Source organism: Virgibacillus litoralis (genome assembly GCF_017873675.1).
Taxonomy (GTDB): Bacteria; Bacillota; Bacilli; order Bacillales; family Amphibacillaceae; genus Lentibacillus; species Lentibacillus litoralis.
On the sequence record NZ_JAGGKK010000001.1, the window covers coordinates 271,240 to 285,925 of the forward strand.

A 14,686-nucleotide genomic window follows, 5' to 3' on the forward strand; every position below is an offset into this window, starting at 1 on the left:
CCCTTGATAACATTATCTGTCCTGGTCAGTAGTAAGTAATGGACCATCTCTTGTGACTACAACGGTATGTTCGTATTGAGCAGACCGCCCTTCATCAATTGTACGGGCTGTCCAATTATTCGAGTCCATTTTACTTTGCCAGCTGCCTTCATTTATCATTGGCTCAATTGTAATTACCATTCCTTCTTTTAAACGTAACCCTTTATTTGGCAGGCCAAAATGTGGAATATGTGGTTCTTCGTGTATTGTTGGTCCAATCCCATGACCAGTAAAATCTCTTACAACTGCAAACCCTTCTCCTTCTGCATAGGTTTGTATTGCATGACCAATATCACCAATTCGACTTCCAACTTGTGCCTGTTCAATCCCTTTGTATAAAGATGTCTTTGATACATTTAATAACTTTTGACCTGCTTCATCGATATTTCCAACTGGGTATGTCCATGCGGAATCAGCAAGCCCACCATTTAAGTTAACAACCATATCAACCGTTACAATATCACCATTCACAAGCTTTTCCTCTCGTGGGAAACCATGACAAATTTCATCGTTAACTGAGGCACAAATCGCATATGGATAGCCACTATATCCTTTTTGTTCCGGAGTGGCACCATGCTTAGCTAGAAATTTTTCAACAAATGTATCAATTTCCAAAGTTGTAATACCTGGTCTTATCATTTTAGCAACTTCTTTATGACATTTAACGAGCAAATCACCTGCTTGCTGCATTTTTTCGATTTCCCGTTTGCTTTTTCGTGTAATCATATTTCTTCTTCCCTTCAACGTTAGTAATAAAATATATATGATGTAGCATTTAAAACATCACGGTTATTTCTATCACCACAAATTGTATCATATAAATAACATTTTATGAGAATAAGCGCTCCAAATTGACTATAACGCAGAAAATGCAGAGGAGCAAATTAGCCCTCTGCACTTCACCTTAATTAATAGCCGCCAAAGCCGCCACCATATCCGTGACCGCCACCATCTACATAAGCAGTACCAATAATGATCAACAATATAAACAACACGACTATTAGCGCAAAGCCTGAGCCGTAGCCACCTCTACTCATTAAAATTCCCTCCTCATTTTCAAGATTACTATAATTTATGCACTTGAAATAGGTTTGGGAAGGGCGACTGCTTGTATTAGTCACTCTAGAGATAATCTTTTACACTATATATTTTTCCATTTTCAACACTTGATTCGTCAGTTAAAATATTAACGAGTACTCCACCAACGGCATCAGTTTCTCTTAACAAGTTATTATTCTTATAACTTCTAAAGGTATCAACTTCAATAAATTCATCTTTATTACTTTCCCTGATTTTCGCTTGCATCTGTGTATCCATTACTCCAGGACTAAACGCAATAACTTTATTTTGAGTTTTCAGTTCGTCCTGCTCCAATGCAACGGTTTTTGTATACATATTAATGCTTGCCTTCGTACTGCAATACGCACTCCATCCATATACTGGTCTCTCTGCCGCACCCGAAGAAATTGTAGTACCAATAAACTGTACTTCCATATCAGTGGCTTTTTTCAGAAATAAATTCATTAATACCATTGGAGCTACTGTATTCACCTGTACATGGTATGCTAAATCAGAACTTTTAATATTCATGGATTTATCGATTGGGTCAAGAACACCTGCATTATTTATTAAGTAAACAATTGCCGGTTCTGGCTCAAATATCTCCTTGCTGATTTGATCAAATGTATGCTCTATACTGTCCAGGTTTCCTAAATCACAGACAAAGTGCTGATAGGTCACATTGTTCTGGGATGCATACGTTTGCAGTGAATCATTTTTACTACGGGAGATACCAACAACATTTACTCCGGATTCCATCATTATTTTAGCAATTGATTCGCCTAACCCTTTTGATACTCCGGTAACTACTGCAAACCTCATCAATAACCCTCCTTTTAAAATATTTATTTTTTATTTATTTCCGACCAATAATGAACTAATGTTTCCATTCCTTTATCAAAGCTGTCGAGAGGGAAACTTTCATTCGGTGAATGCAAACGATCATCTGGCGTCCCGAATCCTAATAGAACGATTGGCATTTTATATATATTCTCAATCCATTCAACAACCGGTATAGAGCCTCCCATGCGAACATATACCGTTTCTTTACCAAATGCTTTTGTATAACTCTTTGCTGCCTTTTCAATAAGCGGATTGTTTGGCTCTACTTTATATGCTTTTGCAGAAAGCTTTTCCTTTACAACTTCTACTTCTACACCAGATGGCGCAACATTATAAACATGCTCCTCCAGCAATTGCTGAACTTGATCAGGATCTTGCCCGGGAACCAGACGGCAGGTGATTTTTGCTGTAGCTGATGAGGGAATTATTGTCTTGGTTCCTTCCCCCTGATAGCCACCATACATTCCATTAATTTCAAAAGTTGGACGAGCCATTGTATGTTCTTTTGCAGTGTATCCTTTTTCTGAAGCTGTCTCATTAACCCCAGCTGTTGAACGATAATCTTCACCCTGGACTTGTTTAATTAATTCTCGTTCCTTATCGGTTAATGGTTCAACTCCATCATAAAATCCATCTACTGTAACAACTTCATCCTCATTTTTCATCGATGATAGTATATGGTTGAGCGCCATAATTGGGTTTCGAATTGCCCCGCCATACATTCCTGAATGCATGTCATGATCAGGTCCTGTTACGTTTATTTCAATTCCAGTAAACCCTTTTAAACCGTATAAGATGGTAGGCTGATTTTCAGCAATCATCCCTGAATCTGAAATAACAGCAAAATCTGCATTGAATTGATCCTGTTTGTCATGAAGGATACGGTAAAGATTCTCACTGCCAATCTCTTCCTCCCCTTCAATACAAACTTTTACATTTAAAGGTAAATTCCCTTCTGTTTTCATATATGCTTCAAAAACAGCAAGATGCATAAATACTTGCCCTTTGTCATCACTTGATCCACGAGCATATAATCGTCCATCACGCACTTCTGGTTTGAACGGGTCACTTTTCCACTGATCAATGGGGTCAACAGGCTGAACATCATAATGGCCATAAAATAAAACCGTTGGTGCATCAGGTCCAGCTTGATTGTATTCAGCATAAACGAGTGGATGTCCACCAGTATCCTGCTGCTCTACTTTGTCAAATCCAATATCATTTAGATATGTTTCCAGAAAACTTGCCGCTTTATTAATATCTTTTTTATGTATACTATCGGTGCTCACGCTTGGAATTGATAGAAAGTCATTTAATTTTGATAACAGCTGCTCGCGATTTTCAGTTAAATAGCTCAATGCTTTTTCGCTCATGTCACATTCCTCCAGTTCTTTTTTTCTATTTTAGCATATTCCAAGCCCCTAAAACGAACTTTGCAGATTGCCTTACTTAATTATTACTGTGTTCTGTCGATGTTCGTGCTCTTCTGTCGATGTTCCCGCTCTTCTGTCGATGTTCCGTGCTCTTCTGTTGATGTTCCTGCTCTTCTGTCGATGTTCCCGCTCTTCTGTCGATGTCCATTGCTCTTCTGTTGATGCTCCGTCCTCTACTGTTTATTCGCCTCTCGATTAAACAGAATCATCAACATTAAAAACAGAGAAAATTTTTCTGCATCAACACAAAAATAAACCCAATACCGACTCCCACCCCATCAGTTCATGCCAACAACAAAAGACAGCCTCTCAGACTGTCCTTTGCAAAAAATTTCTATTTCTATGCTTATCAACTGCTAAGTGTACTAATCGTTAATATCCAGCTCTGTCATCTGTCTTCCAAAATAGTGTTTTTTCCGACTAACTGAACAATCGAATGGTATCGCCATAACTTTCGCCTCTTACTCTGCAAAAACTTGGTTCCAATCATCTTTTTCTGCCACCATATCTTTGGCAATTTCTTTTGCCCCTTCCAAGCTATGATTAGCTGCCCAGCCACATTGTACTTCATTACATGCAGGTACTTCCTTTGCTTCCAAGACATCCTGAAGTGTTTTTTCCAACGCATCAAGGACCTGGTCATAATTATCATTATTTAAAATAGCGAGATAAAATCCAGTTTGACACCCCATAGGCCCAATATCCAGAACATTGTCCATGTGATTCCGGATATTTTCCGCCATTAAATGCTCAATGGAATGCAGACCAGGCATATCCATATGTTCCTTGTTCGGTTGTTTGAATCGAATATCATATTTATAAACTTTATCACCATTCGAACCCGATGTTACACCAACCAATCGTACATATGGTGCTTTTACTTTTGTATGATCAAGGTTGAAACTTTCTACATTCATTTTTTGTGCCATAATAAATCGCTCCTTTTTATTTTTTACAGCTATAATTAACCAAACGAAATTATTCATTTGTTCAAACTTAACATGAAACCCATTTGCTGTAAAAATACGTTGCAGTTCATCTATTGTTGTATAATATTCTCGTTGCAGATCTTCAGTCAGGTCCGTAAAACCCTGTTCATAGGCCTTCTTTATCATAATTTCCTTGTGCTCTTTTGATTCAAACACAGTATCCGCAAATACAATCTTTCCCATGGAAGGAAGAAGCCTAGAAAATTGCTGAATAGCAGTATCTTTTTCTTTATTTGTTAAATGATGAAAGGCATAGGTACTTACAACTGTGTGAACCTGCTTTGAGAATTGAGGAAAATCGATAAAGTCACCTTCATATAAAGGTAAATCAGGTAACTTTTCAGCAGCTTTTTGCCGCATTGAATGCGATGGTTCAATACCTGTAACACTATAACCTGATTCCATTAATTTCTTTGATAAATTCCCTGTACCAACACCAAATTCCAAAACGTTTCCGTAAGAACATTTGCTTACTTCATCCAAAATCACATCATAATTTGCAAAGACTGCCTTATATTGAGGGTCAACACCTTCTACACTTTTATCATATGAGTCTGCCCATTCATCAAATACATCTAAAAACTCACGCCCCATTTATTCCAACTCCATAATATATCAATTCATAGTAAACAACTATGTTTAATACGAATTATATGTATAAGGATTACATATGTTTACTCTTACATCATAACAAAAGCGCAAGCGCCTGCTCAGCGCCGTATGGACTGTGCTCAGCGCATCGCGGGTAGGTCACGTTGCCGCGCAAAGCGGCGGTCTTAGTCGATCTTCCTTTTCCCTGAGATTAGTTTTCTAAGCAAAAATAAAGACGAGTGCTCACATATAGGTGTGCACTCGTCATATAAAAAAAGATAAATTGTCAATCCTTGTTTTGCGGAAAAATACGTTCAATCATATTACCCATTTGATCAAATAAACCTTCAACAGGATCACCATTACCTGCATCATCTGCATAGTTATTAGCTAAATCAAAGAAGTCAGGATTAGTCGAAACATACACATTGTCAACATCACTATCGACTGACTTAACTATTTTTGAGATTTCTTGCTTCACCTCGTCAGTTAGCTCATTTCCATTATTGTTTCCCTTTTGTCCAGCACTCCCATTATTCGTGAGTCCGTTGTTTTCACCATTAGTGTTATCAATGTTATTTCCATTGCCGTTGTTCATGTCATTAGTATTGCCAGTGTTACCTGCGTTGCCATTATTCATTCCATTATCGTTACCATTATCTAATTCTGCAGCAACATATGCATTATTCTCTGTTTTTAGTACATAAGCATTGTCAATTCCCTTAACCTGATCAGAGATTTTATTTGCAGCTTTTTCTGCTAGTTCATACTCATTATTACCATTTTGTTGAGCATTGCCATTGTTGTTTCCATTATTTTGATCATTGTTCATATTATCTGTGGCGTTATAACGGGTTTGTTCCACATTATTTCCATTGCCGTTCTGACCTTCTTCATTTCCATTGTTCCCCTGACATGCTACAAGTGCTAACGAGATTACCACTAAAAGGCTTAATAGTTTCCACTTCATTTTATATATCCTCCTTACTATTTTGCCTTTAGTATGTAACAGTAAGGTGAATTTATTCTCTTAACACAAATTGGCAAGCACACCATTTTTGTTGCAGACAATAAAAAAGTAATTCGGGGAAACTACAAATAACCCTTTACAATTAAAGGAGGGCAAAGAATGGAAATACCCGATTATGATAAAGCCTTGTATTACACATTGTGGGGACAATGGGATGACCTGCTTGTATTAATGGTCCGTACAAATGATGACATGTTATCCAAAAAAATCCAAATATTCCTGCACGCTTATCATTACTCACTTGATCAAACAAAAGTAGTCGAATCACACGATACCCTTCTATATTATATTGACCACGCTATGAAGTACACTCCCACAGCAGTAATGGAAGTATAAAGAAAATGCACCAGAACTGGTGCATTTTCATTTTAATTCTTATTATGATTTCCGTTCCCTTTATTTCCGTGATTTCCGTTATTGCCGTTATTGCCGTTATTTCCTTTATGTTTATTATTGCCATTATCTTTTTCATTACCATTAGTCCAATGATTTCCATTATTACCATGGTTTCCGTTGTCATGATTCTTATGTTTATCTTTTTGGTGTCCGCGAGCCTTACGATTTTTATCTTTAGCATTATCCTTTTCCAGTTTACCCTTTTGGGTATTATTTCCTACATTTTTCTTATTTGCATTTATTTCGCCATTTTTTTCTTTCAGCTCACTTGGATGTTTATTATTACCTTTTTCTTCATAATCATTATTATTTAATGATTGGGCAGACTCATCACTATTACTCTTATTCGATTTAATGGATTCAGAATGATTTTGGTTTTTATTATAAAAAGAATTTATCATTGCTTCTTCCTCATCATTCACAGGTGTTGTTTGATCCATATTATCTTCCTTAGAAACATCATGTGTTTCGTTTGATTCAGCAAGTGATGTCGCCATTAGTTCATTCATTGTCTGTTTATTTTCCTTAGCCTGTATACGTATTTTTTTAGGTACTTGAAATGTAGCTATTTTCCAGTCCGTATTGTGGTCTGAGAAGTATTTGTCAACTGTATCAACAACTGAAGTTTTGTGTCCGTCCAAAATGTAGCTGACCCCAACAAGCATATTTTTGCCATTTTTTAATAAGCCTGCCTTTTCACTTGTATTCATTATGTTATCGATGACGTGTTCTAATTCTTTTCCTTTATATTTGGAAAGCTTATTAATGAGAATCTCAGCGTCGCCATTCAATGGATTGATTGATTGTACTTTTAGTTGTTCATTAACTTCCAATTCAACACTTGGATTAATATCGATGTTAACATATGCATATGTTTCATTTGAATTCATGATAAAGTAAAAAGGCATTATTAGTAAAAGTACCATACATGTCATTGCAATTAAGCGAACAGGAACTGAATTATTTCTGCCCGAAAATAGATAAAATAATGAATTCATTTTTGATTCCTTTGGCTGAAAATAAACTTCAGTACCAATATCAGCATCTTCAATCGGAAGAGCTTTTTGGAATGCACCATCTTTTTGCATAACAATTGTATAGCGGCGATGCTTTTCCATTACGATTCCTTTTTTCACTAACCCACCCCCTTAAGATACTCCTTAAGATACATATAATCTTCATTTAAAACAACAAAAATAGCCAAAATAAATTTCCTGTTTCGTTCTAACGTTTTCTTGCTTACATCCACTTTTTTTACTAGATCCTTAATCGGCAGTTTCTTCTTTTGGTACACATACTCCCGAAGGTCAGGATCATTATAAAGCTTTTTGGCTACTGCAACTGCTGATTCCCGTGCATCCTTATGCTTTGGTGAAGCCTCTGTCAGCTCAACCAGTGACAATTTATAGACACGCAGCTTCTCTTTAAAATCTATTATTTCTTCCCTGCGATGCCATGCTTCTTGTTCCTGCTGATAAATTTCTTTCACAGCAACAATTTCGGTAGGGTTCTCCATCTGCTCTTCATCAAAACTTTCGTCTAGTGATACTGCAGCAGGTGTCCTTTGAACATACCGAATGTAATCAATCACTTTCCTCTTCACAACTAACTTTGAAAAGGAGAGGAATGAACTGCCTTTATCAGGAGAATAGGATAAAATTGCTTCATTAAATGCAGCAAGACCAATACTGAATTCATCATCTTTTTGTGGGTCAATATAACGTTTGCAAACTTCTGAAACACATTTTGCAATAAACGGCTGATATGACTTCAAAAGATAGTTCTGTAACGTTCGATCCCCTCGCTGGACTGAGGCAATCATTTCATCAAGGGGCATTTCTTCTACAGACTGACTCATCATTAGACTGAAGCACCCCCAGTCATTATAGATTTCGTTATATCATTACGCTTTTTGGGTGTAGTTAATAAGGATTTATTATAAATTACTTCATTATTAGTTAATATATTATTTTGCATGATGAAACCACCATCTTTGTTTATATATTTTTGCATAAAAATTACCTAAATTAAGCTTATCGTACTAGCTAATATGTTGCTATCTCAAAATAATTACAGTTTGTTTAAATATTCATTACTTATCTAGTATAACGGCTTATTATCATTATTTTGTAGTAAATAACTGCTAAATAAAAATTGATGCCTTCACAAGGCATCAATTTATTGTATATTAAACGAAAATCATTCATTGTTATGTTCATAATAATAATCTATAGGTACAAAAAGTCCAACACGTCCATGCGTATCATGAAACAATGTTGCAAAAACAACTCCAATAACTTTGCCATCCTGGTTAATAACTGGACTTCCGCTATTCCCACGGTATACTGGGGCATCTATCATTAAAACCGGCTCTTCCCAACTACCTAATGACGTATAGTCTATTATTGTTCCTTTGTTCGCTATTCCATTAAAACTCAGTGGATTACCTATAAAATAAATCGGATCATTCGGCTGGAATGTTGTCTTGTCAGCTAATTGTAAATGCGGCAGATCCTCACCATCTATATTAAGAACTGCTAAATCGACTGATGGAAATGTATCAACAATGTCGGCTGAAAATAACCCATCATCGGGAAAAGCAACCGTAACAGAATCCTTCCCTTCAACTACATGGTTATTGGTTAAGATTGTTCCGTCAGCTGTAATTGCAAAACCAGTACCTTTGCTATCACCTGTCTCGATTGTTACAACTGCTTCTTTATAAGTTTGGATATTGTCCTGAGTTGACAATTTTGCTGATGTTACTAAAAAGTTAACAGCAGGAACCGAAAACGTTTTAGGAAGGAGTGCCACCACATTAAATAACATTACAAGTGCAATTAACCAGAACGCCCACTTTGGAAATGGACGCTTTGGTTTTGGGTCTTTTTCCTGCTGTGCCTTTGTTAATGCTTTTTGGCGCTCGATTTCGACGAGTTCCTTTAATTCTTCTTCGTCAAACTCTTCATATAAATCTTCATCAATCACATCATGGTCATTTCTTTCTTTTGTCATAACACACCTCACACAGCTGAATACCTAGACTGCTCGTTTGGACTTTCCTTGTTGCATTCGGTACATATGATAATATAAGCCCTTTTCACCAATAAGCTGATGATGGTTACCTCTTTCTTTTATTGTACCATTTTCTAGTACAAAAATAGAATCAGCTTGCTGTATTGTCGATAAACGGTGTGCAATAACAAGTGTAGTTCTTCCCTTTTTTAAAACCTCCAAGGCATTTTGAATGATACTTTCTGTCTCGGTATCAATATTAGCTGTTGCTTCGTCCAATATAAGAATTGCCGGATCAAAAGCAAGTGCTCGAGCGAAGGAAATTAATTGACGCTCACCAAGCGAGTAAGTCGTACCTCCTTCAGACACCTTTTCATCGTATCCATCAGGGAGTTTTTCTATGAAACGGTCTGCTCCAACGGCTTTTAACGCACTAACTGCGCTAGCTCGAGTAATTCCAGGATCGCTCATCGTGACATTTGAAAGGATTGTTCCGGAAAACAAAAATGGATCTTGGAGCACTATTCCCATGTGCCCTCTAACTTGTTGTCGTGACCATTCTTGTGTACAATGCCCATCAATTGTAATTGTTCCCTTTTGCGGGTCATAAAATCGGAAAAGTAAATTCATAATCGAACTTTTTCCAGATCCCGTATGCCCTACAAATGCTGCTGTTTCCCCTGATTTTATTTCAAAAGATATATCGTTTAACACATAATCCACATCGTTATACGCGAACGATACATGATCAAAATAAATATTACCTTGATATCGATCCACGCTATCATTGATAACCTTCTCACCGTCATGGTCCAGTAATTCAAATACCCTGTTTCCGGCAACTCGCGCCTGTTCGATTAATGGAAGCTGATTGACAATATCCTCCATCGGCTCAAACAGCCTAGTTAAATAATCAACAAATGCATAAAGCACTCCGATTGAAATAATACTTCCCGGTTCTAATGAAAAGGAGCCGAAATACCAAATAAAGCCAACAAATGCCAAATTACGAAAAACTGTTACAAGATTATATGACGTTAACGCACTTAACTTAACCAGTTTACGTTGATAAGTAAAGTGTCGTTCATTCAATACTTCGAAATCGTCCTTCGTCTTCTTCTCCCTGCTGAATGCTTGAATAATTGGCATTCCCTGAATTGCCTCATTGATGTTTCCATTAATCTCACTAATCGTAGCACGAACAACCCTGTTATATTTCGTTCCAAAATGTTTATATAGTTTCATCCATCCAATAATTAAAGGAACAAGCACTAAACACATTGCGGCTAACTTTACATCCAGAATAAATAACGCCACGAAAATTCCTGTCATATATATAATACTTGTTACAACAATTGATAAGACTCTTTCGTACAAATCACGTATTGCTTCCGTATCATTCGTAACACGTGCCACAATCTTCCCGGCAGATTGCTCCACATAATAGTTAATTGGGATTCGTTGTGTATGCGCAAAAATATCATTACGCATTTTTTGCACAATCTGATTTGACGATTTCTGTAATAGAAATGTCTGATAAAATTGAAAGAACCCTGCGATAACAAGTAAAACCATATATAAAACCAATAGAAATATAATTGGTCCTTGTTCAGGCTTGAAAAACGGGTATATTTCTGACATGGAAAGTTTCTCACCTTCATATGTCAGCGTTTCATCTGCCGTAGTGATGGTGATCTTTTCACCCTCTGCACTACGCTTACCTTGTAACGGAACAGTTTCATTTACAAAATAATAATCGCGGCTTACTTGAAAAACAGTAGCACTACCTAATTCATGATCCGAATTTTCTATACGATCAGCCCGTTTATACAATTCACCATTGTAGGAAACTGTATATTTATCATCGTTGTTTTCTACCTTCTGCCATTTACCTTCTACCCCCAGGATATGTTCATCAATTACCGTTTTCGCAATTAATGGCCCAGCAAGTTCAAGCGCAACAGCAACGATCAGACAAGCTAATCCGATCAGTATACCTTTTTTGAAATGTAACGCATACTGAAACAGTCGCTTTTCAGTTGATGATTTTGATTTCATTAGGAGGACACCTCCCCGTCTGCTAATTGTTGCTGCTGGTATTGTTCTTTATACCAGCCATTTATCTTCATTAATTCCTCATGTGTTCCTTCTTCTGCAATCTTTCCATCTTCAAGCACAATAATATGATCTGCATGTGTTACAGCCGACATACGATGTGCAGCAATAAATGTTGTTTTATTTTTACGTTCATCACGTAAATGCTCGATTATTTTCGCCTCTGTTTTTCCATCCACAGCAGACATCGAGTCATCCAATATTAAAATTTCCGGGTCTTTAATAAAAGCACGTGCTAATGCAACTCTTTGCTTTTGACCACCGGATAAAGTGACTCCACTTTCACCGACTTGCGTATTTAGCCCATTTGGAAGTTGCTTGATATCTTCCAGGAAATGTGCAAGCTCCATCACGCGGTATATCTCCTTATCTGTTGCATCTTCTTTACCAAATTGAATGTTTTCACGAATGGACTTTGAAAACATCATCTGATCTTGTGGCACATAACCAATCCATGCCCGAATTTTATCCAAATCTATTGAATTGATATCAATACCGGACATTTTTATGGCACCAACTAAACCTGGATATTGTCTAAGCATTAGTTTAAATAGCGTTGTTTTACCTGCTCCTGTTTTACCAACAACTCCAATCGTCTGCCCTTTTTTCACATTTAATGAAATATCGTTCAACTGATTATTAGTAGTTGATGGATAGGAAAAAGAGACATCCTCAAAATCAATCGTATCAATAGCAGGAACGTTTTTTGGATATTCAGGATTCGTGATATCTGCTTGATATTCCAATGTATTATTAACACGATCAAGCGACGCATTTCCTCGCTGCAATATGTTAATTAGCTCTCCGACAGCGAACATTGGCCAAATTAACATTCCAAGATAAACATTAAACGTGACCAAATCACCCAACGTTATCCTATTTTCAAATACGAGCAATGCTCCATATCCTAACCCAATCGTATAAGATAGGCCAACTAGAATTTTCATTGTAGGTTCAAATAAAGCATCTATCTTTGCTACTTCTATGTTCTTTTCATAGACGTCATTTGTTCTGGAATAGAACCGCTTCTCATCTTGTTCCTCCTGTACAAACGCACGAATTACACGAACACCACGAATCGATTCAAGCACTTCATTATTCATTTCACTAAATGCTTCCTGTGCCTTGGTGAAACGAGCATGGATGGCAGCACCATATTTATTCATAACAATCGCCATGATAGGTAACGGAAACAGGGCAGCCAGGGTTAAATTCCAACTTATCGTAAAGCCCATCATTCCAACTATCATCAACATAAATATGCTTGAATCTACAAGTGTCAGAACACCAAATCCTGCCGTAAGGTTAATTGTCTTAAGATCATTTGTACTACGTGCCATCAAGTCACCCGTACGGTATTTCCCATAAAACGTTGGCGACATTTTCAGAAAATGATCCATCATCTTACTCCGCGTCCATCTCTCCAAAATGACTGCTCCACCAAACAATGTATAATCCCATAAAAATGAAATTCCATAATGAACGATTGTTAAAATTAAATAGCCTGCAACAACCATTACTAATAACTGCATTGTTAACGTTTCAAATTGTATTTTATCGATTATATACCCTACCAGTTTTGGCGGAATCAAACCAATTGCACTCGAAATAATTAAGGCTATAATTGCAAATGTATACCTCTTCCAATAATGCTTAAAAAACCAATCTAATTTCTTAAAAACCTGAAACATATTAATCACCTACTTCTCTCTCTAACAGCAACCTTCTGAGCAATTAAAAAAGCACACGCCTATGGCATGTGCTTTAAGGGATAAATCATATCCCTCATATAGTACAAAAAGGCCACAGACATGCGTGACCTCATAACTATAAAATAAAATATTATAGCTAGTTAATTCTTTACCGCCCAGAAGGTCACACCAAATATAAAGTTTTGTTTTACATGAACCATTTTATTTTCCATCGATATGACCTCCTCTCTTTTTTAAGATACTCAATAATTATAGTATTAAGAAAATTTAAAGTCAATTACTTTTTTAAATATTTTTTATTTTCCCTTCCAGGTTCTTCACACAACACTCCGAAAAGTCGATATAAAAGCATATGCTGTTTTCTAAACGGTTGTTGGTATTTCGAAAAACTGCGACACAACAAGCTTTTAGAAAACAGCCACTATTAACAGCAGGGGGAATAGCATTGTTAGGTAAAACTAAAAAGCGCAATAATCTTGAAGAACAATTGAACACAGCAAATCAAAAAATACAGAAATTGGAGCAGGAAAAAGCACAAATCAAGAAGGATAGCTCACTTTTTTTAAACCAATTTGAAGAAGATTTATTACATACAATCAACCAGCACGAACATGTGAATGGCCAGCACTACGACCTGGAAAATTTAGTTGTTCGAATAAAACAGCGATTTGACGAAGTTCAGTCACTTGGAGAACAATCAAGTAAACATTCCAAACGTTTAGTTGAAGAGGGGAATGGGCTTGTTGATTCCTCTGACACTCTCTCGAAGCAATCAGAGGAGTATCAAGAAATTATGGAGCAAAATCAAAAACTTATGAGCCGTTTAGAAGTACAGATGACAAAAACTGCTGGAAGTATGCAAGAGTTAGGAGAACATTCCAATACGATTAAGGAAGTCGTTCAAGTAATAAGTGAAATAGCGAATCAAACAAACCTTTTAGCCTTAAATGCTTCTATTGAAGCTGCACGTGCTGGTGAACACGGGAAGGGTTTTGCAGTTGTAGCTTCAGAGGTTAGAAAGCTTGCAGAAAACACAGCAGAAAGCACCCATCACATTGATGAAGTGACAACGACGATTCAGCATAAAATCCAAGAAGCGGAACAGGACACATATGAGAATCAGAAAACATTGCGATCATCAACAGAGATTAGTAACAAGACAGTGGATATGTTAGAACAAATGGCTTCAATCGTAAAGACTGTTAAATCAAACACACAGGACGTATTGCAAAATATAAATAATCAAAATGAACTCACAGAAGAAATGGTAAGGTACATTGAGGAAACAAACGATTCCTTTGATACGATTAAACAAGTTATAACACAGCATATTGAAGATGCAAAAGTTGTTGATGAGCAACTAGCATCAGGGGTTAAAGGAATTAAAGGAGCTTCAGCCTCGTAAACTCAATAAGAAGCCCCGGACAAAAGTGGGTTTTAGTCAAAGTAAAATCCGAACTATGA

14 protein-coding genes and 1 pseudogene are annotated in these 14,686 nt (G+C 36.7%); 2 read left to right on the top strand and 13 right to left on the bottom strand.

Translation table 11 applies throughout. The features are described from left to right. Positions 1 to 12: 12 nt before the first annotated feature. The 8 genes and pseudogenes from map to J2Z82_RS01400 all read right to left on the bottom strand — a co-directional run bounded on the left by map (position 13) and on the right by J2Z82_RS01400 (position 5,924). Positions 13 to 765: a type I methionyl aminopeptidase gene (map, locus tag J2Z82_RS01370; RefSeq protein ID WP_209478997.1), complete on the bottom strand. Its 753-nt coding sequence runs from the start codon at positions 763 to 765 to the stop codon at positions 13 to 15. 182 nt (positions 766 to 947) lie between these two features. Next, positions 948 to 1,076 carry a YjcZ family sporulation protein gene (locus J2Z82_RS19500; RefSeq protein ID WP_209478998.1) on the bottom strand — a complete coding sequence of 43 codons (129 nt, stop codon included), beginning with the start codon at positions 1,074 to 1,076 and terminating at the stop codon, positions 948 to 950. A gap of 85 nt (positions 1,077 to 1,161) precedes the next feature. Beyond that, a complete protein-coding gene (locus tag J2Z82_RS01380; protein ID WP_209478999.1) occupies positions 1,162 to 1,920 on the bottom strand; it encodes a (S)-benzoin forming benzil reductase in 759 nt (252 codons plus the stop codon). 23 nt (positions 1,921 to 1,943) lie between these two features. Then, complete coding sequence (locus J2Z82_RS01385; RefSeq protein ID WP_209479000.1) at positions 1,944 to 3,314, bottom strand: dipeptidase; 1,371 nt, start codon at positions 3,312 to 3,314, stop codon at positions 1,944 to 1,946. Between the two features lie 76 nt (positions 3,315 to 3,390). After that, positions 3,391 to 3,522 carry a hypothetical protein gene (locus J2Z82_RS19505; RefSeq protein WP_280922957.1) on the bottom strand — a complete coding sequence of 44 codons (132 nt, stop codon included), beginning with the start codon at positions 3,520 to 3,522 and terminating at the stop codon, positions 3,391 to 3,393. Between the two features lie 313 nt (positions 3,523 to 3,835). Continuing rightward, a complete protein-coding gene (locus tag J2Z82_RS01390; protein WP_209479169.1) occupies positions 3,836 to 4,303 on the bottom strand; it encodes an S-ribosylhomocysteine lyase in 468 nt (155 codons plus the stop codon). 81 nt (positions 4,304 to 4,384) lie between these two features. Then, a pseudogene (locus tag J2Z82_RS01395) lies at positions 4,385 to 4,957 on the bottom strand (class I SAM-dependent DNA methyltransferase); the annotation flags it as partial. A gap of 283 nt (positions 4,958 to 5,240) precedes the next feature. Further along, the gene (locus J2Z82_RS01400; RefSeq protein WP_209479001.1) at positions 5,241 to 5,924 is read right to left on the bottom strand and encodes a YhcN/YlaJ family sporulation lipoprotein; all 684 of its coding nucleotides are present in this window, start codon (positions 5,922 to 5,924) and stop codon (positions 5,241 to 5,243) included. 159 nt (positions 5,925 to 6,083) lie between these two features. Here J2Z82_RS01400 and J2Z82_RS01405 point away from each other — a divergent pair, with 159 nt between their 5' ends. Further along, complete coding sequence (locus tag J2Z82_RS01405; RefSeq protein ID WP_209479002.1) at positions 6,084 to 6,320, top strand: YhdB family protein; 237 nt, start codon at positions 6,084 to 6,086, stop codon at positions 6,318 to 6,320. 32 nt (positions 6,321 to 6,352) lie between these two features. On the opposite strand, the gene J2Z82_RS01410 is transcribed toward J2Z82_RS01405, so the two are convergent. The 5 genes from J2Z82_RS01410 to J2Z82_RS01430 form a co-directional block, all read right to left on the bottom strand. Continuing rightward, positions 6,353 to 7,516 (bottom strand): anti-sigma-I factor RsgI family protein, encoded by a 1,164-nt coding sequence (locus J2Z82_RS01410; protein WP_209479003.1) that lies wholly within the window; start codon positions 7,514 to 7,516, stop codon positions 6,353 to 6,355. Beyond that, positions 7,516 to 8,241: an RNA polymerase sigma factor SigI gene (sigI, locus tag J2Z82_RS01415; protein ID WP_209479004.1), complete on the bottom strand. Its 726-nt coding sequence runs from the start codon at positions 8,239 to 8,241 to the stop codon at positions 7,516 to 7,518. The genes J2Z82_RS01410 and sigI overlap by 1 nt, the downstream gene beginning before the upstream one ends. 338 nt (positions 8,242 to 8,579) lie before the next feature. Next, positions 8,580 to 9,395 carry a S1C family serine protease gene (locus J2Z82_RS01420; RefSeq protein ID WP_209479005.1) on the bottom strand — a complete coding sequence of 272 codons (816 nt, stop codon included), beginning with the start codon at positions 9,393 to 9,395 and terminating at the stop codon, positions 8,580 to 8,582. 24 nt (positions 9,396 to 9,419) lie between these two features. Beyond that, a complete protein-coding gene (locus tag J2Z82_RS01425) occupies positions 9,420 to 11,453 on the bottom strand; it encodes an ABC transporter ATP-binding protein (RefSeq protein WP_209479006.1) in 2,034 nt (677 codons plus the stop codon). Beyond that, the gene (locus J2Z82_RS01430) at positions 11,453 to 13,201 is read right to left on the bottom strand and encodes an ABC transporter ATP-binding protein (protein WP_209479007.1); all 1,749 of its coding nucleotides are present in this window, start codon (positions 13,199 to 13,201) and stop codon (positions 11,453 to 11,455) included. The genes J2Z82_RS01425 and J2Z82_RS01430 overlap by 1 nt, the downstream gene beginning before the upstream one ends. 466 nt (positions 13,202 to 13,667) lie before the next feature. Between J2Z82_RS01430 and J2Z82_RS01435 the strand changes: the two genes are divergently transcribed. Then, entirely contained in the window at positions 13,668 to 14,627 is a 960-nt protein-coding gene (locus tag J2Z82_RS01435; RefSeq protein WP_209479008.1) for a methyl-accepting chemotaxis protein, read from the top strand. Positions 14,628 to 14,686: the final 59 nt, after the last annotated feature.

Excerpts from the sequence above, each read along its gene's own strand:
- map (WP_209478997.1), bottom strand. The coding sequence starts at position 765 with ATGATTACACGAAAAAGCAAACGGGAAATCGAAAAAATGCAGCAAGCA.
- J2Z82_RS19500 (WP_209478998.1), bottom strand. The coding sequence starts at position 1,076 with ATGAGTAGAGGTGGCTACGGCTCAGGCTTTGCGCTAATAGTCGTGTTG.
- J2Z82_RS01380 (WP_209478999.1), bottom strand. The coding sequence starts at position 1,920 with ATGAGGTTTGCAGTAGTTACCGGAGTATCAAAAGGGTTAGGCGAATCA.
- J2Z82_RS01385 (WP_209479000.1), bottom strand. The coding sequence starts at position 3,314 with ATGAGCGAAAAAGCATTGAGCTATTTAACTGAAAATCGCGAGCAGCTG.
- J2Z82_RS19505 (WP_280922957.1), bottom strand. The coding sequence starts at position 3,522 with ATGGACATCGACAGAAGAGCGGGAACATCGACAGAAGAGCAGGAACAT.
- J2Z82_RS01390 (WP_209479169.1), bottom strand. The coding sequence starts at position 4,303 with ATGGCACAAAAAATGAATGTAGAAAGTTTCAACCTTGATCATACAAAA.
- J2Z82_RS01400 (WP_209479001.1), bottom strand. The coding sequence starts at position 5,924 with ATGAAGTGGAAACTATTAAGCCTTTTAGTGGTAATCTCGTTAGCACTT.
- J2Z82_RS01405 (WP_209479002.1), top strand. The coding sequence starts at position 6,084 with ATGGAAATACCCGATTATGATAAAGCCTTGTATTACACATTGTGGGGA.
- sigI (WP_209479004.1), bottom strand. The coding sequence starts at position 8,241 with ATGATGAGTCAGTCTGTAGAAGAAATGCCCCTTGATGAAATGATTGCC.
- J2Z82_RS01420 (WP_209479005.1), bottom strand. The coding sequence starts at position 9,395 with ATGACAAAAGAAAGAAATGACCATGATGTGATTGATGAAGATTTATAT.
- J2Z82_RS01425 (WP_209479006.1), bottom strand. The coding sequence starts at position 11,453 with ATGAAATCAAAATCATCAACTGAAAAGCGACTGTTTCAGTATGCGTTA.
- J2Z82_RS01430 (WP_209479007.1), bottom strand. The coding sequence starts at position 13,201 with ATGTTTCAGGTTTTTAAGAAATTAGATTGGTTTTTTAAGCATTATTGG.